The organism is Pantoea sp. UBA4549 (genome assembly GCF_002387285.1).
Lineage (GTDB): Bacteria > Pseudomonadota > Gammaproteobacteria > Enterobacterales > Enterobacteriaceae > Pantoea > Pantoea borealis.
Genome location: NZ_DGLH01000012.1, coordinates 58,116 through 82,092 on the forward strand (window position 1 = coordinate 58,116; position 23,977 = coordinate 82,092).

At 55.8% G+C, this 23,977-nt stretch carries 20 protein-coding genes; 9 read left to right on the forward strand and 11 right to left on the reverse strand.

Features of this window, described 5'->3' with window-relative positions:
• The first annotated feature begins 5 nt into the window (after positions 1-5).
• Positions 6-755, forward strand: a complete 750-nt coding sequence (gene rsmJ / locus B3041_RS12100) for a 16S rRNA (guanine(1516)-N(2))-methyltransferase RsmJ (RefSeq protein WP_065648528.1) — start codon at positions 6-8, stop codon at positions 753-755.
• A gap of 50 nt (positions 756-805) precedes the next feature.
• Here rsmJ and uspA read toward each other — a convergent pair whose 3' ends face one another.
• Together uspA and B3041_RS12110 are read right to left on the reverse strand one after the other, a co-directional pair.
• Positions 806-1,243 (reverse strand): universal stress protein UspA, encoded by a 438-nt coding sequence (gene uspA, locus B3041_RS12105; protein ID WP_065648529.1) that lies wholly within the window; start codon positions 1,241-1,243, stop codon positions 806-808.
• A 64-nt stretch (positions 1,244-1,307) separates the two neighbouring features.
• Positions 1,308-1,517, reverse strand: coding sequence for a hypothetical protein (locus B3041_RS12110; protein ID WP_167350665.1), 210 nt, complete (start codon positions 1,515-1,517; stop codon positions 1,308-1,310).
• 141 nt (positions 1,518-1,658) lie between these two features.
• On the opposite strand from B3041_RS12110, the gene uspB reads away from it, so the two are divergent.
• Entirely contained in the window at positions 1,659-1,994 is a 336-nt protein-coding gene (uspB, locus tag B3041_RS12115) for a universal stress protein UspB (protein ID WP_065648530.1), read from the forward strand.
• Between the two features lie 77 nt (positions 1,995-2,071).
• Here the strand turns inward: uspB and pitA are convergent, their stop codons facing one another.
• On the reverse strand, positions 2,072-3,571 hold the full coding sequence (pitA, locus tag B3041_RS12120; protein ID WP_065648531.1) for an inorganic phosphate transporter PitA: 1,500 nt from the start codon (positions 3,569-3,571) through the stop codon (positions 2,072-2,074).
• Between the two features lie 241 nt (positions 3,572-3,812).
• Here pitA and B3041_RS12125 point away from each other — a divergent pair, with 241 nt between their 5' ends.
• Positions 3,813-4,997 (forward strand): NAD(P)/FAD-dependent oxidoreductase, encoded by a 1,185-nt coding sequence (locus B3041_RS12125; protein ID WP_075050717.1) that lies wholly within the window; start codon positions 3,813-3,815, stop codon positions 4,995-4,997.
• Positions 4,998-5,000: 3 nt separating this feature from the next.
• Here B3041_RS12125 and B3041_RS12130 read toward each other — a convergent pair whose 3' ends face one another.
• Positions 5,001-5,945 carry a glycosyltransferase family 32 protein gene (locus B3041_RS12130; protein WP_065648533.1) on the reverse strand — a complete coding sequence of 315 codons (945 nt, stop codon included), beginning with the start codon at positions 5,943-5,945 and terminating at the stop codon, positions 5,001-5,003.
• 268 nt (positions 5,946-6,213) lie between these two features.
• Here B3041_RS12130 and B3041_RS12135 point away from each other — a divergent pair, with 268 nt between their 5' ends.
• Complete coding sequence (locus tag B3041_RS12135) at positions 6,214-6,561, forward strand: hypothetical protein (protein ID WP_065648534.1); 348 nt, start codon at positions 6,214-6,216, stop codon at positions 6,559-6,561.
• A gap of 48 nt (positions 6,562-6,609) precedes the next feature.
• Here the strand turns inward: B3041_RS12135 and B3041_RS12140 are convergent, their stop codons facing one another.
• From B3041_RS12140 to B3041_RS12160, 5 genes are all read right to left on the reverse strand, one after another.
• Positions 6,610-7,044: a helix-turn-helix domain-containing protein gene (locus tag B3041_RS12140; RefSeq protein WP_065648535.1), complete on the reverse strand. Its 435-nt coding sequence runs from the start codon at positions 7,042-7,044 to the stop codon at positions 6,610-6,612.
• A gap of 271 nt (positions 7,045-7,315) precedes the next feature.
• Entirely contained in the window at positions 7,316-8,293 is a 978-nt protein-coding gene (gene hemB, locus B3041_RS12145) for a porphobilinogen synthase (protein WP_065648536.1), read from the reverse strand.
• A gap of 135 nt (positions 8,294-8,428) precedes the next feature.
• Complete coding sequence (gene proP, locus B3041_RS12150) at positions 8,429-9,934, reverse strand: glycine betaine/L-proline transporter ProP (protein ID WP_065648537.1); 1,506 nt, start codon at positions 9,932-9,934, stop codon at positions 8,429-8,431.
• 315 nt (positions 9,935-10,249) lie between these two features.
• A complete protein-coding gene (locus B3041_RS12155) occupies positions 10,250-11,839 on the reverse strand; it encodes an EAL domain-containing protein (protein WP_292974364.1) in 1,590 nt (529 codons plus the stop codon).
• A 251-nt stretch (positions 11,840-12,090) separates the two neighbouring features.
• Entirely contained in the window at positions 12,091-13,158 is a 1,068-nt protein-coding gene (locus B3041_RS12160) for an AI-2E family transporter (protein WP_065648539.1), read from the reverse strand.
• 204 nt (positions 13,159-13,362) lie between these two features.
• Here B3041_RS12160 and B3041_RS12165 point away from each other — a divergent pair, with 204 nt between their 5' ends.
• The 3 genes from B3041_RS12165 (at position 13,363) to iolB (ending at position 17,323) form a co-directional block, all read left to right on the forward strand.
• Positions 13,363-14,571, forward strand: coding sequence for an MFS transporter (locus tag B3041_RS12165; protein WP_292974366.1), 1,209 nt, complete (start codon positions 13,363-13,365; stop codon positions 14,569-14,571).
• Between the two features lie 406 nt (positions 14,572-14,977).
• Positions 14,978-16,483, forward strand: a complete 1,506-nt coding sequence (locus tag B3041_RS12170; protein ID WP_065648541.1) for a CoA-acylating methylmalonate-semialdehyde dehydrogenase — start codon at positions 14,978-14,980, stop codon at positions 16,481-16,483.
• 21 nt (positions 16,484-16,504) lie between these two features.
• Entirely contained in the window at positions 16,505-17,323 is an 819-nt protein-coding gene (gene iolB, locus B3041_RS12175) for a 5-deoxy-glucuronate isomerase (protein WP_065648542.1), read from the forward strand.
• 57 nt (positions 17,324-17,380) lie between these two features.
• Here the strand turns inward: iolB and B3041_RS12180 are convergent, their stop codons facing one another.
• Positions 17,381-18,226 (reverse strand): MurR/RpiR family transcriptional regulator, encoded by an 846-nt coding sequence (locus tag B3041_RS12180; protein ID WP_065648543.1) that lies wholly within the window; start codon positions 18,224-18,226, stop codon positions 17,381-17,383.
• Between the two features lie 261 nt (positions 18,227-18,487).
• Positions 18,488-20,401, reverse strand: coding sequence for a bifunctional 5-dehydro-2-deoxygluconokinase/5-dehydro-2-deoxyphosphogluconate aldolase (locus B3041_RS12185; protein ID WP_065648544.1), 1,914 nt, complete (start codon positions 20,399-20,401; stop codon positions 18,488-18,490).
• Between the two features lie 538 nt (positions 20,402-20,939).
• On the opposite strand from B3041_RS12185, the gene iolD reads away from it, so the two are divergent.
• Both iolD and B3041_RS12195 read left to right on the forward strand, forming a co-directional pair.
• Positions 20,940-22,874, forward strand: coding sequence for a 3D-(3,5/4)-trihydroxycyclohexane-1,2-dione acylhydrolase (decyclizing) (gene iolD / locus B3041_RS12190; protein ID WP_292974369.1), 1,935 nt, complete (start codon positions 20,940-20,942; stop codon positions 22,872-22,874).
• Between the two features lie 59 nt (positions 22,875-22,933).
• Positions 22,934-23,947: a Gfo/Idh/MocA family protein gene (locus B3041_RS12195; RefSeq protein WP_065648546.1), complete on the forward strand. Its 1,014-nt coding sequence runs from the start codon at positions 22,934-22,936 to the stop codon at positions 23,945-23,947.
• Positions 23,948-23,977: the final 30 nt, after the last annotated feature.

Below are 23,977 nucleotides of genomic sequence, written 5' to 3' on the forward strand. Positions count from 1 at the left end.
GGCTGGTGAACATTGGTTTAGTGGATGAAACAGGCGCCGGAAACGGCGCCTTATTACAACTGGCAACGCGCTGGGGGCTTGAGCAGGATGAGACCGCGCCGCTCGCGCTGGTACTCACCCCTGCGCATCTTGAGCTGCGCAAGCGCGATGAGCCAAAACTGGGCGGTATTTTCGTCGATTTTGTTTCCGGTGCCATGGCGCACCGGCGCAAATTCGGCGGCGGACGCGGTGAGGCGGTGGCCAAAGCGGTGGGTATTAAAGGCGGCTATCTGCCGGATGTGGTCGACGCAACGGCCGGTCTCGGACGCGATGCGTTTGTGCTTGCTGCGCTGGGGTGCCGGGTACGGATGCTGGAGCGCCACCCGGTGGTCGCCGCGCTGCTTGAGGATGGCCTGCAGCGCGGCTATGCCGATAGCGAAATTGGCGGCTGGCTGCGCGAGCGGCTGACGCTGCTGCACGTAGCGAGCCAGCAGGCGCTGAGCGATATCGCACCCGCGCCGGATGTGGTCTATCTCGATCCCATGTATCCGCACAGGCAGAAAAGTGCGATGGTAAAAAAAGAGATGCGCGTATTTCAGTCGCTGGTCGGAGCCGATGAGGATGCCGATGCGCTGCTGGAGCCTGCCCGTCGTCTGGCGAAAAAGCGTATCGTGGTTAAGCGTCCTGACTACGCGCCGCCGCTGGCAGGCGTGGCAACACAGTCTGCCGTGGTAACAAAAAGCCACCGCTTCGATATCTATCCGCCGCTAACCTGAAGCGGCAGAGCAGCAAAAATAAAACAGGCCGGTTCTTCCGGCCTGTTTTTTTATTCTTCTTCGGCGTCGCGCAGCGGCACAATCAGCATATCGATATGCACGGTGTTAATCAGCTGACGCGCGGATGACATCAGCTTGCTCCAGAAATCCTGGTGATGACCGCAGACCACCAGATCCACGTCATATTTCCGGATTGCATCCACCAGCACCTGGCCCAGATCGCCGCTGCCGCTCAGCGTTTCGCCAACCGGATAGCCTGCGCTGGCAGAGAGGGCTTTCAGGGCGCTGTGCGTCTCCTCAGAAATACGCTTCTGCATATCGCCGAGATTCACGTCAATCAGGCCGGTATAGAGATCGGAATAGTTAACGTCAACGTGAATAAGCGAGATTTTGGCGTCATAAGGGCGCGCCAGAGACACCGCTTTATCCACCAGCAGCTGGCTTTCCGGAGAGAGATCGACTGCAATCAGGATATGTTTATAGGCCATGATAAAACTCCTTTCTCAATATTCTGGGGGGCCACCCTCCCGCAAACCACGGCGGGCGTTTTCCTTAGCGCGAAGCGGCGATGATGCGCCGGTGACTCAATGAAACGGCAGGATCTGTTGTTATCTGCTGAGTATAGCCAGTGTCACCGGCAAATGCTGCACCGCTGCGCCTGAGTGTGATGACGATGCGCAGAGCAGGGAGCAGGTGTAGAGTGACGATACGCGTCGCTGGAAAAAATTTGAGCAGATATTCTACACTGAAATTGCGTGCCACTTTTCTCTGGTGGCGAGGCGCAGATCTGTAAAACAACAATGCCAATCTGCTTATCGATGGCTGGCTTATTTTCCACAGGACGTTTGCAGCACTTCCCCGCTGCAGAACACGTCATTGCGGTACCAGCCAGAAGGGGGAACTATGATCAGCACTATCGCGCTTTTTTGGGCTCTTTGTGTGGTTTGTCTGGTGAATATGGCGCGCTACTTCTCTTCTTTACGTGCGCTGCTTTACGTATTGCGCGGCTGCGATCCGCTGTTATACCAGTATGTTGACGGGGCTGGCTTTTTTACGTCTCACGGTCAGCCGGGCAAGCAGGTACGGCTGGTACGCTATATCTGGCTGAAACGCTATCTTGACCATCATGACGATGAGTTTATCCGCCGCTGCGAACGCGTACGCGGTCAGTTTGTGCTGACCAGCGGGCTCTGTTTTCTGGTCGTGGTGAGCCTGGTGGCCATGGCGATCTGGCAGTAAAACGGCCTCCTCATGCCGGACGCCGGCAATAAAAAAGGGCGACACGGTTGTCGCCCTTTTGCCGGAATACTGCGGTATCAGATCAGATGCAATGCAATCCAGTAGAGTCCGCCTGACAGCAAAATACAGACCGGCAGCGTGAAGATCCACGCCATAGCGATGTTTTTGATGGTGCGACTCTGCAGTCCGCCGCCGTCAACCAGCATGGTGCCGGCCACAGAGGAAGAGAGGATATGCGTGGTTGAAACCGGCATACCGGTATAGCTTGCCACCCCAATCGATAGGGCAGCAGTCACCTGCGCTGACATACCCTGCGCATAGGTCATGCCTTTCTTACCGATTTTTTCACCGATGGTTGTCGCCACACGCCGCCAGCCGATCATGGTGCCGATGCCCAGCGCCAGCGCCACGGCAACGATAATCCAGACCGGCGCATACTCGATAGTGCCAAGCAGATCGCCCTTCAGCTTGCTGAGGAAGCGCTTATCATCCGCGCCGGTTTCCGGCAGCTTGGCCGCTTTATCCGCAGTATCAGAGATGCACAGCAGCAGACGACGCATCTGGCTACGCTGATCGACAGAGAGCTGATCGTAGCTCTGCAGATTGTTCAGCAGGCCCTGAGCCCGACCGATTGCCTGCAGCGCACGCGCGCTGTCACAGTGGAACTCCTGCGGGCCGCTCGGAACTTCTTCCGGCGTTGGCAGTGCAGGCGGTGCCATCTGCACAATGTGCGTCAGTGAATCGCCGTGCTGGCGGTAATACTGTTCGAGATGATTAACCGCATCGCGCGTGCGGGTGATGTCATACCCTGACGCATTCATATTCACGACAAAACCCGCCGGAGCCACGCCAATCAGCACCAGCATGATCAGACCAATGCCTTTCTGTCCGTCGTTAGCGCCGTGTGAATAGCTGACGCCGATGGCCGAAACAATCAGCGCGATGCGCGTCCAGAACGGCGGCTTTTTCTTGCCGTCAATCTTTTCACGGTCAGCGGGAGTCATATGAATACGCGCGCGTTTCTTCGTACTGCTCCAGTAACGGCGCAGCAGGAAAATCAGGCCGCCGGCGATGATCAATCCAATAATCGGTGACAGGATCAGCGACAGAAAGATATTGATCACTTTCGGCAGATTGAGCGCATCCACCACAGAGGTGCCGGTCATCAGTGCATTGGTGAGACCAATACCGATAATCGCGCCAATCAGCGTATGAGAACTGGAGGCCGGCAGGCCCAGATACCAGGTGCCGAGGTTCCAGATAATGGCAGCCAGCAGCATGGAAAAGACCATGGCGAGGCCGTGCGCCGAACCGACATTCAACAGCAGATCGGTAGGAAGCATATGTACGATAGCGTAGGCCACGCTCAGACCGCCGAGCAGCACGCCAAAAAAGTTGAACACACCTGCCATCACCACTGCCAGCTGCGCCCGCATCGCACGGGTGTAGATGACGGTAGCGACCGCGTTGGCTGTGTCGTGGAAGCCGTTGATTGCCTCATAAAACAATACAAACAGCAGGGCAAGAACCAATAACAGGCCGGTACTCAGGTCAAGACCAGCAAACAGATGTAGCATAAACGTTACGCCATTTTGGAGGACATGAACGCGGCGCATTATCTGCGACAACGCACTGTATGGGAAAGAGAAATATAGCCTTTTTTTGTCTTAAAATGATAACCCGGAGGACAAAACAAGGTAAAAGAGCCTAAAAATGAAACAGTTACATTATGACATATTTACAGCATTTTTTTGAAGGTGGCGCAAAAAGCCGCAGATCACTACAATCAGCGCCTTTCGTAATCAGGTGGACATCGCAGTGGAAAAGTTTGACGTTATCGTAATAGGGGCAGGTGCAGCCGGTATGTTCTGTGCAGCGCAGGCGGGACAGCGCGGGCGCCGCGTACTGCTGCTGGATAACGGCAAAAAAGCGGGCCGTAAGATCCTGATGTCAGGCGGCGGCCGCTGCAACTTTACGAATCTGTATACCGAGCCGGCGGCCTACCTGTCGCACAATCCGCACTTCTGCAAATCTGCGCTGGCGCGTTACACCCAGTGGGATTTTATCGATCTGGTTAACCGGTACGGCATCGCCTGGCACGAAAAAACGCTGGGTCAGCTGTTTTGCGACGACTCAGCGCAGCACATTGTCGATATGCTGCTGAAAGAGTGTGAGGCGGGTGCGGTGACGCTGCGGCTGCGCAGCGAAGTGCTGAGCACGGCACGCGACGGCGAGGGGTTCCGGTTGCAGCTTAATGGCACAGACGTATGGGCAGAGAAGCTGGTGATCGCCAGCGGCGGATTATCGATGCCGGGACTGGGTGCGTCGCCGTTTGGTTACAAAGTGGCAGAGCAGTTTGGTCTGCGCGTCTACCCGACCCGCGCCGGACTGGTGCCGTTTACGCTGCATAAACCGCTGCTGGAGCAGCTCAGCACGCTGTCGGGCGTTGCGCTGCCAGCCACCATTGAAGCGCAGGACGGCACGCTGTTTAAGGAAGCGATGCTGTTTACCCATCGCGGCCTCTCTGGTCCGGCAGTGCTGCAGATCTCCAGTTACTGGCAGCCAGGGGAGTTTGTCAGCGTTAACCTGTTGCCGGCACTGGCGCTGACGGATTACCTCGATGAGCAGCGCAGCGCGCACCCCAACCTCAGCCTGAAAAACAGCCTGGCGAAGATCCTGCCGAAGCGACTGGTGGAGGTCCTGCAGGCGATGAACCAGATCCCGGATGTCACCCTGAAGCAGCTCAACAGCAAACAGCAGGCTGAGCTGGCGCAGTTACTGCACCAGTGGCGCGTACAGCCAAACGGCACCGAAGGCTATCGCACCGCGGAGGTTACGCTGGGCGGTGTTGATACCACCCAGCTCTCTTCAAAAACCATGGAAGCGCGTGACGTACCGGGCCTCTATTTCATTGGCGAAGTCGCGGATGTGACCGGCTGGCTGGGTGGCTATAATTTCCAGTGGGCGTGGAGTTCTGCCTGGGCCTGCGCCCAGGCACTCTGAGCATTACTGGCGGCTCAGCAGCAGCTGGCCCAGCAGGCTGTCGCGGTTAACCACGCCATATTTCAGATTGGTAGCGAGATATTTGCGATCAAATCCGGTGAGCTTGGTCAGCGGCGGCAGCACGTCTGGCAGGCGATCAACCATCAGCATGCGGCTCAGCCGGACCGGGCGCCACTCGCTCAGACTTTGATAGAGCAGCGCGCTGGCTTCGCACTTACGCAGATAAAGGTTGTAATCATTGCTTTCGCGCAGCGCCTGCTGCTGTGCCAGATAAACCACCAGGTAATCAGGCGGCGTAATGCCCTGTACCAGGGTGTCATAGTCAGGCTGCGCCAGCAGCTGCCGGAAGAAAGCTTCAGCACCCAGCGTGACAATCGGGCGGAAATAGTGCAGCCAGCGACCAATAAAAGCATTATGCGCCGGGGCCGCAAGGAACCACGACTCAATCACCGGATACGCCATATCGTGCGTTGAGCCGGCCCGGTAAAATGCAATCAGGTCGTAACGCGCATCGGCGTTAACGGCCAGCAGTGCATCCAGCGTCTGGTTGAGAATAATGGTGGCGTCCATCCAGATGCCGCCATAGCGATAAAGCAACTCCAGCCGGATGACATCGCTTTTGTGCGACGGACGCATATCGGGATGCGTAAACTGCAGGTCCGGCAGATAGCGGGCGAGATTGCGATTGTTGATCACCGTCATCTGATAACCCGGGTTTTCCCGGACAATTTTATCCACAAAAATCTGCACTTCAGCGGGCAGCGTTTCGCTCTCCCAGTACATCCAGATCTGCTGCGGGATCGGCGTGCCGGTGGCGGGCTGGCTGCACATATTGATATCCTGCTCATCGCGCGGATTATAGCTTGCCAGCTGTTTACGCCGCGTCAGCATCTTCTCTGCCCGCAGACCCAGCGAGACCAGATGAGTTTTAAGATTATTTTTGTTCATGCTTTTTCCTGTCGCAGGCCGTCAGCTATCGCAGTTTTTATGCAGGCAAAAAAACTGGCCCTGTGGCAACGTCCTGAATGCACCCTGAGCGGCGCGAAATGAAGGTTAAAATTAACAAAGGGCGGGAAGTTGCTCAATCAATAAACCGTAAAACAACAACTTTAAGAGAATCCGCAGAAACCAGCGCTGATGGCCGATACGCGCGGGTAGCCATGCCGCTAATCTGCTATTATCGGCAGGTTTTTTACTCCGCTGATGCTGTGACACTATGTTAAAAATGAAATTTCTGCTGCCGGTTCTGCTTTTGCTGAGCGCCGCAGTATGGTGGCTGATGCCACATTATGATGATGAAGATAAAGCTTATTATATTGCCGTATTTTGTACGCTGACGCACGACGGGCGCGATAACAGCCCGCAGGCGATGCAGCAGATTATTGAAGGCAGTAACTCCGATTATGCCCTGCAGAAAATCCGCTTTAAGGCTGATCTGGCAACACATCTGCAGCAGGTGTGGCAGGATCTGACCTTGCCGCAGCAGCAGCAGGCGCATCAGGAAGCGCTGCGCTGCCGGCAGCTCATGTCAGCCGTGATGCTGCCGGGTAAGCCAGTAGAGTAGAGGCTATAGCGCTGATCCGCGGCAGACGCAAAGCGTCTCACCGGATGGTTATGCCGTGTCTTCCTCCGGAGAACCCGGCTGACCCTCCATCCGCCGGCAAATTGCGCAGGGGTCATCACTGCTGCGGAGTTGCGCTTCCGCTTCGCGGCATAGCCTGCGTCTGCGGCACTGCAGCGGTGTGCAGCCCAGCGTCTGCTTAAACGAACGGGTCAGTGATTGCTGACTTTCAAAATGGTATTTCAGCGCCAGGCGAATTATCGGCGTGTCACTGTATTTAAGGTCGGCAATACACTGTGTCAGCTTTTTCCTGCGAATATAGCGCGCCAGGGTTTCACTATAATAGCGGGCAAATAATTTCTGCAGATACCATTTCGAATATCCTGATTTCTGTGCGATATCGTCGATGCTTAAGCGTTGCTCCAGATTGTCAGTGAGCCACTCTTTGATCGTGGTGATAACCTGCTGATTATATTTCTGCTTCATGCCGATGTTTTCCTTCACGCGTCATCATGAAAGTCAATTAAACGGTATAAAGCAGAGGCGTGCTAAATTATTTTTTTATTTTTAAGTAATATATTTTTATATCGGGAATAGTCTTGTATTTATATAAGTGATTTATCGCGCCTTCTGGAAATAACAGAATAAAAGCAGCGTTAATTATTTTAATTTATGCTCAGAAAGCATTATTCGCGTGTGTATGATTATTGAGTAAGGCCAGCCCGGCGTTAGCGATCGCCGGGCTGTAAAATGCTTATCAGAGCAGCTTTTGCTCGGCGAGATCCAGCGCAAAGTAGCTGAATATCAGGTCGGCGCCGGCACGCTTAATGGCGCCCAGGCTTTCCAGAACGACATTACGCTCGTCAATGGCGCCCGCCTGCGCGGCGAACTTGATCATCGCATATTCACCGCTCACCTGGTAAGCCGCCAGCGGCAGCGTGGTGCGTTCGCGAATATCACGCAGAATGTCGAGATAGGCACCGGCAGGTTTAACCATCAGTGAATCCGCACCTTCCGCTTCATCCAGCAGGGATTCGCGGATCGCCTCGCGGCGGTTCATCGGGTTCATCTGATACGTTTTGCGATCGCCTTTCAGCGCCGTGCCTGCCGCTTCGCGGAACGGGCCGTAGAACGAGGACGCAAACTTAGTGGAGTAAGACATGATCGCCGTATCGGTAAAGCCCGCCCCATCCAGCGCCTGACGGATCGCCTTAACCTGACCATCCATAGCCGCTGAGGGAGCGATAAAGTCAGCACCTGCCTGCGCGGCAACCACCGCCTGTTTACCCAGATTAATCAGCGTCTGGTCATTATCCACACCGTGATCGCACAGCACACCGCAGTGGCCGTGGCTGGTGTATTCACAGAAGCAGGTATCGGACATCACGATCATCTCCGGCACCGTCTCTTTACAGATGCGCGCCATACGCGCCACCAGGCCATTTTCCTGCCACGCGTCGCTGCCGGTAGCGTCGGTATGATGGGAAATACCGAAGGTCATGACAGAACGGATACCCGCTTTGGCAATACGCTCAATTTCATACGCCAGACGTTTTTCCGGAATACGCATCACGCCCGGCATGGCGTTGATCGGGACGTAATCATCCACCTCTTCTTCGACAAAGATCGGCAGCGCCAGATCGTTGATGCTGAGGCCGGACTCCTGGAACATTGTGCGCATTGACGCGCTTTTACGCAGCCTTCTCGGGCGCTGGATCAGATTAAATTCAGACATGCTCACACAACTTATTCGGATGAAAATAGTGACTACAGTTTACTCTTTTTCGCGCCGGGTAATGAAGAATGTGTGCTGCTGACAGGTTCAGGCGGGAGATAAAAAAGTCCCGCCGGGCGGCGGGACTGGTGGATATTACTCTTTAATAACCGGATGCTGGTCGACCAGATTGCGACGTTTAGCCTCAAGGCGTGCAATCTCTGCATCAATATCTTCAATCTTCTGTTCGATATTGTCGTGATGCTCCTGCAGGATCTCACGCGCTTCATCAAGGTCAGACGCCGCAGGCGTGGCGCCACGCAGGGGCTTGTTCGCCGTCTCTTTCATATAGAGACCGGTAATCAGGCCCACCACAGCTACCACCATCAGATAGTAAGCTGGCATATAGAGATTATTGGTCGCTTCTACTGCCCAGGCGGTCACGGTTGGCGTCAGACCGGCAACCAGAATCGAGATGTTGAATGCACTGGCCAGCGCACTGTAGCGAATATGCGTCGGGAACATCGCCGGCAGGGAAGAGGCCATCACGCCGGTAAAGGCGTTGAGGATCACTGCCAGCAGCAGCAGGCCGGCAAAAATCAGCCCCAGCACGTTGCTGTTGATAAGCGTAAACGCAGGGATGGCACAGAAGAACAGCGCAATACTGCCGAGAATGATAAACGGACGACGGCCAAAGCGGTCGCTCAGCATACCCATTACCGGCTGTACAAACAGCATACCCATCATGATGGCGATGATGATCAGCACCCCATGATCTTCCGAGTAGTGCAGGTTATGCGACAGGTAGCTCGGCATGTAAGTCAGCAGCATGTAGTAGGTCACGTTGGTAGCAAGCACCAGACCGATACAGGCCAGCAGACTTTTCCAGTGTTTGGTGGCGATCTCTTTAAATGACACTTTCGGGCCATCGCGCAGACCGTCACGGTCACCCTGCTCCAGACCTTCAACGTGCTGCTGGAAAGCCGGGGTCTCTTCCAGCGCATGACGCAGGTAGAGGCCAATCAGACCCAGCGGCAGTGCCAGGAAGAAAGGTACGCGCCAGCCCCACTCAAGGAAGTTATCTTCCCCGATGATGGTCGAGAGCAGCACCACAACGCCTGCACCCAGTACGAAACCGGCGATAGAACCAAAGTCGAGCCAGCTGCCCATAAAGCCGCGCTTACGGTCCGGAGAGTACTCTGCGACAAAAATCGATGCGCCGGTATACTCGCCGCCGACCGAGAAGCCCTGTGCCATTTTGGCCAGCAGCAGCAGAATCGGTGCCCAGATGCCAATGGAGGCGTAGGAGGGGATCAGGCCGATACAGAACGTACTGATCGACATAATAACAATGGTGATAGAAAGAATTTTCTGCCGGCCATACTTGTCACCCAGCATGCCGAAGAAGAGCCCGCCCAGCGGACGGATCAGGAAGGGAACCGAAAAGGTACCCAGCGCCGCGATCATCTGCACGCCCGGGGAGGCGTCAGGGAAAAAGACTTTACCCAGCGCATAGGCAACAAAGCCATAGACACCAAAATCGAACCACTCCATCGCATTGCCCAGCGATGCTGCAGTAATAGCCTTGCGTAAGCGGGCGTCATCAATAATGGTGACGTCATCCAGCCCGATAGGTTTTACACGCTTCCTACGTAATTTCATGATGTTACCCTGTATTGGAATTCGAAAAATCCTCAACGCCGCAGGCTGTTTGCTATCAACTCAGTCCGCGGCGTTGAGAAGATTAAAGCATAGCCGTGAAAAAGGGTTTTCCCCTGGCCAGCCACAGCAATTATTACTCAGGTAATTATTGCGAACCGCGACAGAGTATACCGTTTTTATGTGATATTTGTCATGTTTTCACCAGTAAGTGGTTACTTTTTAACTAATTATATGGTCGTAAAGCAGTGTCATAAGGGTGAAAAATATTTTACTTTTTTTGACATAACCCACACACCATGCGGGCTGCGGCGGGAATTAATGCGGGGCGGAAGTCATACCGGAAAGCGGCTGAGTACCGTGCTCTTCCATCCAGCGGAGGAACGTCTGGCTGGCAACAGGACGGGCATAATAATAGCCCTGAATAAAGGTGACCTGACGCTGCTGCAGATACGTGAGCTGCAGCGCGGTTTCTACCCCTTCGCCCAGCACCTCCAGCTTCAGTTTGTGGCAAAGATTGATAATGGCATCCAGCACCGGCGTTTCTATTTCCAGCCCTTCAATGGCATTGATAAAGCCGCGATCGATTTTCAGATAGTCGAGCGGGAAGGTCATCAGGTAGGAAAGGGAGCAGTGTCCGGTGCCAAAATCGTCAATGGCGACTTTCATGCCCTGCGCCTGCAGAAAACGCAGCTTGCGCGCGACTGCTTCGCCATCCTTAATCAAACTGCGCTCGGTAAGTTCAAGGGTGATCAGCATCTGCTTGTCGCGGATAGCCTGCGCAAATTGCATGATGTCCTGAGTAAAGTCTGCGTGTTGCAGATGATCTGCCGCCAGATTAAAACCGAGGTGAAAACCCGGCATCACCGGCCAGCTGGCAATATCTTCACTCATCAGTTCCAGCAGATGCCGGGTGAGATCCACAATCACTCCCTCCGACTCCGCGTGCGTAATAAAAATATCGGGCCGCACCATTTCACCATTGGGCAGCTGCCAGCGCAGCAGCGCCTCGGCCCCTGAACAGCGGGCAAGCGTATTGTTATAAACCGGCTGATAGTGAACAGAAAACTGACGATTACGCATGGCGCGGCGGATCTCATCGGCCCAGGAAATACGGCGGCGCAGCCAGTTCGCCGTCAGTATCATCAGCATGATCGAGAAGATGGAAGCCATCGGCAGGAAGATAAACAGCGCCTGCCGCCAGGCGGCGATCAGCTCTGCCGGAGGCACAATTACGCTAACGCGAATAGGATAACGCTGTGATTCGCGCTGAAACGGCGTGCTCTGCATATAGCGTTCAACGGGTGCTTCACTCTTACCGCTGGCGATAATTGCGCCCTCGCCGAACTGCAGGCTCATTTGATAGCCGCGTGACTCTCCCATTGCGTGCATAAAGTCCATCAGATACTGGCCATCAATGACCGCCCAGACGCCGCTGCTGTCCGGTAACTGGCGTACAAATATGACTGCCGGACGATGCGGTACGCCCGAGGTGCCTGGCAGCGAGAGGCTCCACGAGGCTTTACCGGTTATCGGTAGCGGACGCATCATCATCGCTTCAAGCGTGCCGTCACTGATGCCGTAAGCAGAGGAGCAGGTGATGTTATCGCCCTGCAAGATCCCCACCGACCGGAAATAGGCGTTGAGCGTGCCGATACGCTGCAGGTGCTGTTCAATGTTACTGCAGGGGCGAGACGGGTATTGTCCCAGTTCAGCAATCATGTTCCAGGCGTTGTCGCTCATCTTTTCTGCCTGAGCCAGCAAAATAGTGGCTGTCGCCACCTGCTGCTGCCGGACCATATGGCGCGCCTCAATCGCCGTACAGACGATACCCAGCACCAGCGGCAGGAGTCCGGCGCAGACAATATAGAGCCAGCCAAAATCACGACGTTTTTTTCGCAGAGGCACCAGACTCTCCTCGGTGGGGTTAGGCGTTTATCCGCCGCGCCAGCAGCATAACATCTTATTGACGCTGTGCAGGGCAGCGATTCGCCGGCTGTGCAGTCAGCCGGCGCTGATGATCGCTGCCCGTTGCGCTTAATGCCCGTTTTTTTCTGCTCCGTTTGGATTTATTCAGCAGATAACTCGCGATCTTACAGTTAAAAGCAACGATAACGCGGTATTCCCCGGTAAAAGAAAAACGGCAGCGGAACCAGAGACTATCTGCTCTGTCGCGGTGGTTCGCGCCGTTTCAGACGTGGCCTGCCGGTGCCCAGCATGATCGCCAGACGGCTGCCGCCCGGCGTGGTTTCCATCAAAATTTTCGTCACGCTGGTCAGCGGCACCGAGAGCAGCATGCCGACCGGCCCCAGCAGCCAGCCCCAGAAGATCAGGGACAGAAAGACCACCAGCGTGGAAAGGCCCAGCCCGCGTCCCATCAGACGCGGTTCCAGCATATTGCCAAATACCATATGGATTGCGCTGAACAAAAACGCGACCAGCATCGCATCGTAAATATCGTTCAGCACCAGAGCCTGAATAAAGGGCGGAATGCCGGCGATAATCGGGCCGATATTGGGGATAAAATTAAGAATAAAGGCAACCACCCCCCAGAACAGCGCAAACTTCACGTCCAGCAGCAGCAGCACCAGCCACACGGAGAATCCGGTTATCAGACTCACCAGCGTTTTCAGCGCCAGATAGTGGGTCACGCCTTTGAGCGCTTTGTGCAGGCCCGCGATGCGGATTTGCGGGTTAGTCAGGGCGTTACGCATTTTATAGGGCAGGTGATGCACTTCAAACAGCATAAAGACCACGGTCAGGATCAGCAGCACTATATTGGTCATCGCGCCGGAAAACTGCGCCAGTACCGTGGTCGCCATGTTCATGATCAGATTCGGATCAAAGTGCTGCGCCAGCGTTTCGGTTGAAATATTAATGTGAAAACCGGCTGCCAGATGCTGGATCACCGTAAGTTTCTGCTCCAGCATGGCGCGGATTTGCGGATAGGTATCGCTGAACTCTCCGACTGAACTTGCCAGTACAGCCACCAGCAGCAGCATCATAATAAAGATAACGGTGATAACCAGTGAGATGGCCACACCGCGTCGTAAACCACGACGCATCAGTGTACTGACCAGCGGATTCAGCACGATAGCCAGAAAGCTGGCGAGCAGAAAGGGCACCAGTATGTCTGACGCGGCGCGGACGCCAGCCAGAATAATCACTAACATCGCCAGCTTGACCAAAATATTCTGGCCAATTCTCTCCTGTGGCTTTTCGTTCATTGCTGCTCCTGAGGGGATTTTTTCTGATCCAAGTGTAGCCGAAGGCGGGTAAGAGGTTGTTTATACACATGCAGGCAGCAGAGACGCCAGGGCACAGCGCCAGAAAGTGGGCGGCAATCCAGGGCGTTCAGCAGATGCATACCCTCTGAAAAGGCGTATAGTTAATTTTCTGTTATCAAATGCCTGTCGTGAGCGCGTTTATTTATGCCTGACCTGCCTGCTGCTGCAGAGCACAGCCGTCTCCGGCTGAATCTGCAGATTCTGTCTGTCGTAAAATTTAATTTTGCCACCTATCTGACCATCGGACTGCCGCTGGCGGTGCTGCCCGGGTTCGTACATGACAATCTGGGGTATAGCGCGTTCTGGGCCGGGGTGGTCATCAGTCTGCAGTATATCGCCACGCTGCTCAGCCGGCCCTATGCCGGACGCTTTGCCGACAGCTGGGGACCTAAACGCGTTGTGGTACTGGGGCTGGCAGGCAGCCTGCTAAGCGGCCTCTGTATGCTGCTCTCCGCTCTGACGCAGGAGCAGGCGTTACTCAGTCTGACGCTGCTCTGCCTGGGACGCATTATTCTCGGCGTCGGTCAGAGCTTTTGCGGCACCGGCACGTCGCTCTGGGGCGTGGCAAAAGCGGGCTCTTTGCACATCGGGCGTGTGATTTCCTGGAACGGGATCGTGACCTACGGTGCCATGGCGCTGGGGGCACCGCTGGGTGTCGCGTTGTTTCGCAGCGGCGGACTGCTGCAGCTCTCAGGAGTAATTGTGGCCATTAGTCTGCTGGCGATGGTGCTGGCGCTGCCACGGGCAGCGGTCAAAGGCAGTAAAGCGCGCCCGCTGCCGTTCCGGGCGGTACTGGGCAAAATATATGGTTTTGGACTGCTGCTGGCGATGGGCTCGGCCGGATTTGGCGTGATTGCGACCTTTATTACCCTGTTTTATCGCGAACGTGGCTGGGAGGGCGCGGCCTTTGCCCTGACGCTGTTCAGCAGTGCGTTCGTGGGCATGCGCCTGCTGTTTCCGGATGCGATTAACAAATGGGGCGGGCTGCGCGTCGCCAGCGTCTGCTTTGCCATTGAGGCTGCGGGCCTGTTTCTGGTCGCAGGCGCGGCCGAACCGTGGATGGCAAAGCTGGGAGCTTTTCTGACCGGCGCAGGATTTTCCCTGGTGTTTCCGGCTATCGGCGTCGTTGCGGTTAAAGCGGTGCCGCAGCAAAACCAGGGCAGTGCGCTGGCAACCTATACCGCATTTATGGATCTGGCGCTGGGCATCACAGGGCCACTCGCCGGCCTGATCATGAACTACGCCGGCGTATCACTGGTCTATCTGCTGACGGCGCTGCTGGTCTGTATTGCGCTGGGCTGCACGCTGCATATGATGAAATCCCGCCTGCAGGATGACGCAGATACGCCATAAAAAAAGGCCCCCGACCGGGGCCAGCAACGGCAAATGTATCCTGAAAGGACACCAATAAGGATCGCTGAGACATCTGCAGAGGCGAATGCACTGATGGAAAACAATAAGAACATTTATTTCATAATAATTGAATATTGAAACGTAAAAGATTAGATCCGCTTCGCAAAATTGTGCATTTGATTTCATTAAGCGCGCGCAATTTTTTGTCTGAGGTGCTGGACAGCGGCCCGCCAGCCAGAAAAAATGCGATCCAGTCCGCTAAAAGTAAATCTTTCAAAAAAGAGTATTTGAAAAATTTATTTCATTGTAATAGCTTCATAGCACGCTTTTCATCTCACCTGCCCGGGTAGCCTGACGCTAACCCCTTTGCTGCCTGCAGGGCCCTTTACATCAATGAGGCATCGACATGACTATTATTGGAAACTTTATCGGTGGCAGCATCACGCACAGCGCCAGTAATGAAACCATTCCGGTTTACGATCCGGCAACCGGCAAAGTGGTGCGTGAGCTGACGCAAAGCACCGCTGCAGAAGTGGAGCAGGCGATTGCGGTAGCGCACGCTGCCTTTCCGGAATGGTCAAAAACCGCGCCGCTGCGTCGTGCGCGCGTCATGTTTAATTTCAAAGCGCTGATGGAAAAGCATCGTGAGGAGCTGGCAGAACTGATTGTTTCAGAGCATGGCAAGGTCTGGTCTGATGCGCTGGGTGAGCTGACGCGCGGTATTGAAGTGATTGAGTTTGCCTGCGGCATTCCGCACCTGCTGAAAGGTGAAAACTCACCGGGCGTAGGCACTGGCGTTGACAGCTATTCACTGATGCAGCCGGTGGGCGTGGTGGCAGGCATTACGCCATTTAATTTCCCGGCGATGGTGCCGCTCTGGATGTTCCCGATTGCGCTGGCGTGCGGTAATACCTTTATTCTCAAACCACCGGCCCTGGATCCATCCGCATCGGTACGCATGGCGGAGCTGCTGAAAGAGGCAGGCCTGCCGGATGGCGTATTCAATGTGGTGCACTCATCTAATGATGATGCAGAACAGCTGTATAAAGATCCGCGCATCGCGGCTGTCAGCTTTGTCGGCTCGTCCGGCGTGGCGGAGCACATCTATAAAACGGCCAGCGCGCACGGCAAACGCGTACAGGCGTTTGGCGCGGCGAAAAACCACGCTATCGTCATGCCGGATGCCGATCTGGATGCCACCGTGAATGCGATCATGGGCGGCGCGTTTGGCTCAGCAGGCGAGCGTTGCATGGCGCTGCCGGTGGTGGTTGCCGTCGGTGATGATACGGCAGATAAACTGATCGCCCGCCTGACGCCGCTGATCAAAGCGCTGCGCGTGGGGCCGGGTATGCAGCAGGGTGCAGAAGAGAATGAGATGGGACCGGTGGTCTCTGCCGCCCATCAGAAAAAAGTGCTGGGCTACATCGACAAAGGTGAGCAGGAGGGGGCGAAGCTGGTGGTCGATGGCCGCGCTATCCGGGTCGCGGGCCATGAAGAGGGCTACTATGTAGGCGGCACGCTGTTCGATAATGTTACGTCAGATATGGTGATCTGGCGTGAAGAGATCTTTGGTCCGGTGCTGAGCATTATGCGCGCCAGCGACTACAGCAGCGCACTGCAGCTGGTCAACAGCCATGAGTTTGGTAACGGCAGCGCCATCTTTACCAGCAACGGCCACACCGCGCGTGAGTTTATCCAGAATGTTGAGGCAGGCATGGTGGGCGTTAACGTTCCGGTCCCGGTTCCAATGGCATTCCACAGCTTTGGCGGCTGGAAACGCTCTGTATTTGGCGCGCTGAACGTGCACGGCCCGGATGGCGTACGCTTCTATACGCGGATGAAAACCGCCACCGTACGCTGGCCCAGCGGTCAGCAGACCGTATCGGAATTCAGTATGCCGACGCTGGGTTAAGGCGACGCACAGGAGGAAAGCATGTCCCTGATTTCAAAAGCACAGCAGCCTGACAGCAGCGGTCGTATTCAGCACGTCACGCCGCAGAGCGCGGGCTGGGAATATGTTGGTTTTGCGGCTTACCTGCTAAAACAGGGCGAGACGCTGACGCTGCAGAGCGGTGAGAACGAGCTCTGCCTGGTGCTGGTTGCCGGGCGGGCGTCGGTGAAAACCCGTCACGCTGCCTTTGCCGGCATTGGCAAACGCATGTCGCCGTTTGAGCGCATTCCCCCGTGGTCGGTCTATGTGCCGCATCACGATGAAGCGGAGATCACCGCAGAAACCGATCTTGAGCTGGCCGTATGCAGCGCGCCGGGGCATGGCGATCTGCCGGCCCGGCTCATCCCGCCGGAAGACGTAGGCATTGAGCATCGCGGCAAAGGGCATAACCAGCGTCTGGTGCATAATATTCTGCCGGATAACAAAGCGGCGGACAGTCTGCTGGTGGTCGAGGTCTATACCGATGAAGGGGCAACCAGCTCCTGGCCAAGCCACAAGCATGATGAGAAAGCGAGTCCGGATGAGACCTATCTGGAGGAGACTTACTATCATCGCTTTGACCCGGAACCCGGTTTTGCTATGCAGCGGGTCTATACCGACGATCGCTCACTCGATGTCTGTATGGCACCCGGCAATCGCGATGTTGTCATGGTGCCACGCGGTTATCACCCGGTCGCCACGCTGGCAGGGTATGACAACTACTATCTGAACGTGATGGCAGGGCCGGTGCGGCTGTGGAAATTTACCTGGGAGAAAGATCACGCCTGGGTAAATAGCGAAAACTACCCGCGCAGCCGCTGAGTTGCGGCATAAATGACAAGAGGGCAGCCAGCGCGCTGCCCTTTTTTATGGATGCGGTTATTCCTGCTCGCTGCTGTTATTCAGCGCCAGCGATACGGCCAGCGTCTGCGCCAGGCAGAGTGAGGCAACCTGAGAACGGAATCCATCGACCTGCGCTTCACGTACCACAAAGCAGACGTCGCTGAAGGCGGCCAGCGGGCTGACCTGACTGTCGGTGATGGCGATCTGATGTGCGCCGCGCCGGGCACCCAGCTCGACCAGCTCAACGGCTTCACGCGCATAAGGCGAGTAGCTGATAGCGATAACCACATCTTTGGGATTCACCATGCTCAGCTGCTCCGCAAACATGCCGCCGAGGCCATCAATCAGAAACGCACGGCGCTCAAGGTGACGCAGCGCGTAAACCAGATAGGAAGCCACGCTAAATGAACGGCGCAGGCCAATGATGTAGATATTCTCCGCCTCATTCAGCATCTGTACCGCTTTGTTGAGCTGCTCAGGGTTAATCTGCATCGCCAGCTGCTGCAGCGCCTGACTGTTCACCATGGTGAAGACGTTGAGGATCTCCATCGGGCTTTCCGGCGAGCTGGCGCTGTCATCGGTTGCCGTCTGGCGAAACAGCCGGGCACGCTCGGTATAGTTAACGGTCTCTTCCATCAGGTGCTGACGAAATACCTGTTTCATTTCATTGAAGCCGCTGAAGCCAAAGGCGTTAGCAAAACGGATCAGCGTGGAGGGCGGCACATCAGCCTGCTGCGCGATAGAGGCTACGGTATCAAAGGCAATACTATTGCTGTTATCAAGAATATAACGAGCCACCTGCTTCAGACGCTTGCTCAGCGTCTCATAGCGACGACGGATATCGTCCTGTAACAGGGTCAGCTGGGTTGGATTATTGGTCATGACTTCGGCCCGTTAACAAAGAAAAAATGGCTGGATAATGAGCGCTATAGTATCAGATGGATGGAAAATTTCATTCAATTGTCATCTGCAGCGCATCTATTTCATCGGATTATGCAATACCTCACAAAACCGCGCGGCGGCGGCACATTTTGCGCTAAAGGGATCGGGACCGGATAGAGAGAAGCGGAAAAACAGCGTGTGCAGAGGGTTTTCACCCTCTCCGCCAGGGGAGAGGGTGTGCTGAAACACTACCTGTCTGGCTTAACCGCGCGCTGCGCGCCAGTAGCCAATCAGGCGCAGATAGTTGCCTTTTACTGTCTCAATCAGCGTCTGGTCATCCAGCTCACCTTTCAGCCACTGACGTGACGGCTGACCAAAGATGGTGCGCCCGACGGCAAATCCTTTTACCCACTCCGCCTGCGCCGCAGCGGCAAAGCCCGCCTTGAGCTTATCTTCCGGCGCGTCCAGGCCAAGCAGCAGTATGCCGCGACAGTACGGATCCTGCTGCTCAATCAGTGCACCTATTGCCTGCCAGCTCTCTGCAGAAAGCGGCGGCAGTTTCCACCAGTCGGGCTGAATGCCCAGGCTGTAGAAATGGCTCAGCATCTCATGATAGTAAGACTCGTTATGATCGGGATTACTCTCCGGCAGGATCACTTCGACCAGCAGTTCATGACCGCTTTTGTTACAGCCGCGCCACACATCCAGCAGCAGGTCATCCTGCTCATTGCGCAGCTCCGCGCTGTCATGCGGATGGTAAAACACCAGACATTTCACCACATGCTCTGCCGGCCAGTCGATCAGCTGTGAGCCGATATTGCCATGCTCCAGCCGCAGCGGCCGCGATCCAGGCTGCTCAATCGGACGACCAATCCACCACTTTTTGCCGGTAATGGCGTTCAGCGCTTTCTGCCCGTAAGTGGTATCTGCCAGAATGCCGCTCTTTTCATTCAGGCCCGCTTCTGTCGCCGCCTCCTGCGCCGCCTGCAGCAGCAGGAGTTTTAACTGCGGAATGCGCTCTTCGCTGACGCCTGCTTCCTGCGCCATATCGGCCAGCTGTTTACGGTGGTCGAAGGCAAACACATTCAGCTCCGGCCACTGCTGCCGGCGCGTGGTGACACGATGCAGGTGAGTAAGACGCGTATCGCGATCCGGTCGTTTAACCTCACGGTCGCGGCTGAGGAAATCATCCAGCTCCGCTTTGGTTGGCATTGCCGGTGCGCAGCCGTGCCGCGACACCACCAGCGCGCCACAGGCATTCGCGTAGCGACACGCCTGCTCCCAGCTCTCATCGTTCAGCCAGCCGCGCAGCAGACCGGACATAAATGCGTCGCCCGCGCCCAGTACATTCAGCACTTCAACCTGCACGCCACTCTGCAGCCGGGTCTGCTCCCAGCTGTCCGGAATATCGCCCTCAAACACCACACAGCCCAGCGGGCCGCGTTTGCACACCAGTGTGGCCTGACTTGCCTGACGCACATTTTTCAGCGCCGTCAGCGTATCGGTGCTGCCGCCGGCAATGTGAAACTCCTCTTCGGTGCCAACAACAAGGTCAAAGTAGTGCAGGACTTCCTGCAGCTGGCGGGTCACCTGGCCCGATTCAATAAAGCGTGTTTCACCGTCGCCCAGTGAGGTCAGTCCCCACAATACCGGACGATAGTCGATATCCAGCGCGGTACGCAGCCCGTTGCGGCGGGCAATATCCAGCGCTTTCAGTACGGCGGCGCGGGTATCCGGATGGGAAAGGTGCGTGCCGGTAATGGCTACCGCGCGTGAGGACGTAATAAATGCCTCCTCTATATCATCCGGCACCAGTCCCATATCTGCGCAGTTATCGCGGTAGAAGATGAGCGGGAAGGTCTCTTCATCTTTAATACCCAGGATCACCAGTCCGGTCAGACGCGTTTTATCGGTGATCAGGCCGTCAGTATTACAGCCGACGCGCTGCAGCTCTTCACGTAAAAAACGACCATTGTGTTCATCGCCGACGCGCGCCAGCATCGCAGATTTCAGCCCCTGAATGGCCGTGCCATAAGCAACATTGCCTGAGGAGCCACCCAGATACTTATTAAAGCTGGTCATATCTTCCAGGCGCGAACCAATTTGCTGGCCATAGAGATCAACGGCGATGCGTCCGATACAAATCACATCAAGCCGCTTCTGTTGTGTACTCATACCTATAGTTTCCTTCTGTGATAAGCAGGCACGAACGTCATCACCCGTGTCGGGTGCGCTGCTGTCGGGTTCTCAGATTGCCTGACTGGCTGGAAAATCAGTATGAGGAATGAATATTTCATAAACAACATAAAATGAAACATACATCTTTATTTTGTGAGCCAGGTAAAATTACCGTGCTGCACAGCAGCTCAGGGACAACACCGTAAACAGGCCCGGTATTTCCGGGCTGTGAACCCGATCGCAGGAAATATCTGGCAAATAGCGGAAGCTCTCCGGGTGAAACAAAAGTTCACAGCGCTGCCCCTCTTTCTGTCTTCTGTTCCACTTTAGCCACGCAGAAACGGCTGCTCAGCCCCGTTACTCTGCTGAATTTGATCTCCATCGCAAAATGAAATGTTTCTTCTGTAATTGTATTTTATGGAAAAAATATTTGTTTATAATCGCCGCATGTTTCACTTATGCGCGGGGCAGCCAGACACTCTGCTCCGGGTCGCAAGGCTCCTCTGCGGAGACCGGCAAGTAAAGGAAAAGAGATATGGGCACGATCAGACTGACGACGGCACAGGCGCTGGTGAAGTTTCTCGATAATCAGTATCTGAATGTCGATGGCGCAGAGAACAAGTTTGTGAAAGGTGTGTTCGCCATTTTCGGCCACGGTAACGTACTCGGTATGGGCCAGGCTCTGGAGCAGGATAGCGGCGATCTGATTGTGTATCAGGGGCGTAACGAGCAGGGTATGGCGCATGCCGCGACCGGGTTTGCTAAACAGTCGCTGCGCCGTCAAATCATCGCCTGTACCTCGTCGGTAGGCCCGGGCGCAGCCAACATGATTACGGCTGCGGCTACTGCCACGGCTAACCGTATTCCGCTGCTGCTGCTGCCCGGAGATGTATTCGCGACCCGCCAGCCCGATCCGGTGCTGCAGCAGATTGAGCAGAGCCATGATTTAAGCATCAGTACCAATGATGCTTTCCGTGCCGTCAGCAAATACTGGGACCGCATCAGCCGGCCGGAGCAGCTGATGTCCGCCTGTATTAACGCCATGCGCGTGCTGACCGATCCCGCCGAAACCGGCGCAGTAACGCTCGCACTGCCGCAGGATGTGCAGGGTGAAGCCTGGGATTTTCCGGACTATTTCTTTCAGAAGCGGGTGCATCGGCTCGATCGCCGGCTGCCTTCTCCTGCGCAGCTGGAAGCAGCGCTGGCGCTGATTGCGCGCAAGCACAAGCCAATGATTGTGGTGGGCGGCGGCGTGAAATATTCCGGCGCGGGCGAGGCGCTGCTGAAGTTTGCTGAACGCTTTGCCATTCCGTTTGCGGAAACGCAGGCGGGCAAGGGCACCCTGATTTCCGATCATCCGCTGAACCTGGGGGGCGTGGGGGAAACCGGCTCTCTGGCTGCGAATCTGCTGGCGAAAGAGGCCGATCTGGTCATCGGTATCGGCACCCGCTACACCGACTTCACCACCGCCTCAAAATGGATTTTCCGTCATCCGGAGGTCAGCTTCCTTAACCTCAACGTCAGTAACTTCGACAGCTACAAGCTGGATGGCGTACAGCTGCTGGCCGATGCGCGTGAAGGTCTGACCGCGCTGGCGCAGCAGCTGCAGGGTTTTGAAAGCCACTGGGGCGATCAGATTGAAGAGGCGCAGCGTCAGCTGCAGCAGGAGACGCAGCGCGTTTATGCTGCCACCTGGAACAGCCATGATTTTGTGCCGGAAATTGCCGATCATATCGATCGCGACGCGCTGTTTGCTGAATTTCAGCGCCTCACTCAATCCGTGCTGACGCAGAGCAGCGTACTCGGGACCCTGAACGAGCAGCTGCCTGATGATGCTGTGATAGTTGCCGCAGCGGGCAGCCTGCCGGGCGATCTGCAGCGCGTCTGGCGCACCCGCAGTTACAACGATTATCACGTGGAATATGGCTACTCCTGCATGGGCTACGAAGTCAACGCCGCACTGGGCGCCAAGCTGGCTCAGCCGCAGCGTGAGGTCTATGCCATGGTCGGTGATGGCTCTTTTATGATGCTGCACTCAGAGCTGGTGACGTCGATTCAGGAGGGCGCAAAGATCAACGTCATCCTGCTGGATAACATGACCAACGGCTGCATTAACAATCTGCAGATGGAACACGGTATGGACAGCTTTACGACCGAATTCCGCTTCCGCAATCCGGAAGGGGGCCGGCTGGATGGGGGCTTTGTGCCGGTAGACTTTGCGGCCATTGCCGCCGGGTACGGCTGCAAAACCTACCGCGTTACCACGCTTGAGCAGCTGCAGGCGGCGCTGACCGATGCACAGCAGCAAAGCGTGTCCACCCTGATCGATATCAAAGTGCTGCCAAAAACCATGGTGCACAAATACTTCAGCTGGTGGAACGTCGGCGTAGCGCAAACCTCTGAATCTGAACGTACGCAGCAGGTTGCTGACAAGCTGAATCAGCACATTCAGCAGGCACGTAAATATTAACGCTTCTGGCCGGCGCAGACCGGCCGTCTTATCTCTTATCTGACTCTACAGGTGTAATCATGACGCTCAAACTCGGGGTAATCGGGACCGGTGCAATTGGTCAGGAGCATATCCGCCGCTGTAATAATGTACTGCAGGGCGCAAAAGTGGTGGCGGTTTCCGACATCAACGTTGAGGGAGCGCGGGCGGCGCTGCAGCGGCTGAACATCAGCGCAGAGGTTTATCAGGATGGTCATGAGGTCATCGCCTCACCGGAAGTGGACGCCATTCTGGTGACCTCCTGGGATCCGACCCATGAAGAATTTACGCTGGCGGCCATCGCCGCCGGCAAGCCGGTGTTCTGCGAAAAGCCGCTGGCGATGAGTGCGGAAGGCTGCCGCCGTATTGTGGATGCGGAAATTCAGCACGGCAAACGGCTGGTGCAGGTAGGCTTTATGCGCCCCTATGATGCGGGCTATCGCGCCCTGAAAAAAGTCATTACCGCAGGTGAGATTGGCGAACCGCTGATGCTGCACTGCGCGCACCGCAATCAGAGCGTGGGTGAGAATTACACTACCGATATGGCGATCACCAACACGCTGATCCATGAGCTGGACGTGCTGCGCTGGCTGACTGAAGATGACTACAAATCAGTGCAGGTGGTCTTTCCGCGTACCACATCAAAATCGCATGCGCAGCTGAAGGATCCGCAGATTGTCCTGTTTGAAACGCAGAAAGGGATCCGCATCGATGTGGAGATCTTTGTGAACTGCGCCTATGGCTACGATATCCAGTGTGAAGTGGTGGGCGAAGAGGGGATTGCCCGCCTGCCGGAGCCGTCGGCGATCCAGACGCGTAAAAACGCCTGCCTCGGCACCCCGCTGCTGACCGACTGGAAAGATCGCTTTATCGACGCCTATGACGTTGAGCTGCAGGCGTTTATCAACGACGTCAAAGCCGGTGAGCTTACCGGACCTTCTGCATGGGACGGCTTTGCTGCTTCCGTTGCGGCTGACGCCTGCCTGAAAGCGCAGAACAGCGGCGCAATTGAGCCGGTTGAAATGCCGCCGCGTCCGGCATTCTACAGCAACTAACCTGCTACCTATTTTGCGGCGGCACGGCTG

Excerpts from the sequence above, each read along its gene's own strand:
- uspA (WP_065648529.1), bottom strand. The coding sequence starts at position 1,243 with ATGGCCTATAAACATATCCTGATTGCAGTCGATCTCTCTCCGGAAAGC.
- uspB (WP_065648530.1), top strand. The coding sequence starts at position 1,659 with ATGATCAGCACTATCGCGCTTTTTTGGGCTCTTTGTGTGGTTTGTCTG.
- pitA (WP_065648531.1), bottom strand. The coding sequence starts at position 3,571 with ATGCTACATCTGTTTGCTGGTCTTGACCTGAGTACCGGCCTGTTATTG.
- B3041_RS12130 (WP_065648533.1), bottom strand. The coding sequence starts at position 5,945 with ATGAACAAAAATAATCTTAAAACTCATCTGGTCTCGCTGGGTCTGCGG.
- B3041_RS12135 (WP_065648534.1), top strand. The coding sequence starts at position 6,214 with ATGTTAAAAATGAAATTTCTGCTGCCGGTTCTGCTTTTGCTGAGCGCC.
- B3041_RS12140 (WP_065648535.1), bottom strand. The coding sequence starts at position 7,044 with ATGAAGCAGAAATATAATCAGCAGGTTATCACCACGATCAAAGAGTGG.
- hemB (WP_065648536.1), bottom strand. The coding sequence starts at position 8,293 with ATGTCTGAATTTAATCTGATCCAGCGCCCGAGAAGGCTGCGTAAAAGC.
- proP (WP_065648537.1), bottom strand. The coding sequence starts at position 9,934 with ATGAAATTACGTAGGAAGCGTGTAAAACCTATCGGGCTGGATGACGTC.
- B3041_RS12160 (WP_065648539.1), bottom strand. The coding sequence starts at position 13,158 with ATGAACGAAAAGCCACAGGAGAGAATTGGCCAGAATATTTTGGTCAAG.
- B3041_RS12165 (WP_292974366.1), top strand. The coding sequence starts at position 13,363 with ATGCCTGACCTGCCTGCTGCTGCAGAGCACAGCCGTCTCCGGCTGAAT.
- B3041_RS12170 (WP_065648541.1), top strand. The coding sequence starts at position 14,978 with ATGACTATTATTGGAAACTTTATCGGTGGCAGCATCACGCACAGCGCC.
- iolB (WP_065648542.1), top strand. The coding sequence starts at position 16,505 with ATGTCCCTGATTTCAAAAGCACAGCAGCCTGACAGCAGCGGTCGTATT.
- B3041_RS12180 (WP_065648543.1), bottom strand. The coding sequence starts at position 18,226 with ATGACCAATAATCCAACCCAGCTGACCCTGTTACAGGACGATATCCGT.
- B3041_RS12185 (WP_065648544.1), bottom strand. The coding sequence starts at position 20,401 with ATGAGTACACAACAGAAGCGGCTTGATGTGATTTGTATCGGACGCATC.
- iolD (WP_292974369.1), top strand. The coding sequence starts at position 20,940 with ATGGGCACGATCAGACTGACGACGGCACAGGCGCTGGTGAAGTTTCTC.
- B3041_RS12195 (WP_065648546.1), top strand. The coding sequence starts at position 22,934 with ATGACGCTCAAACTCGGGGTAATCGGGACCGGTGCAATTGGTCAGGAG.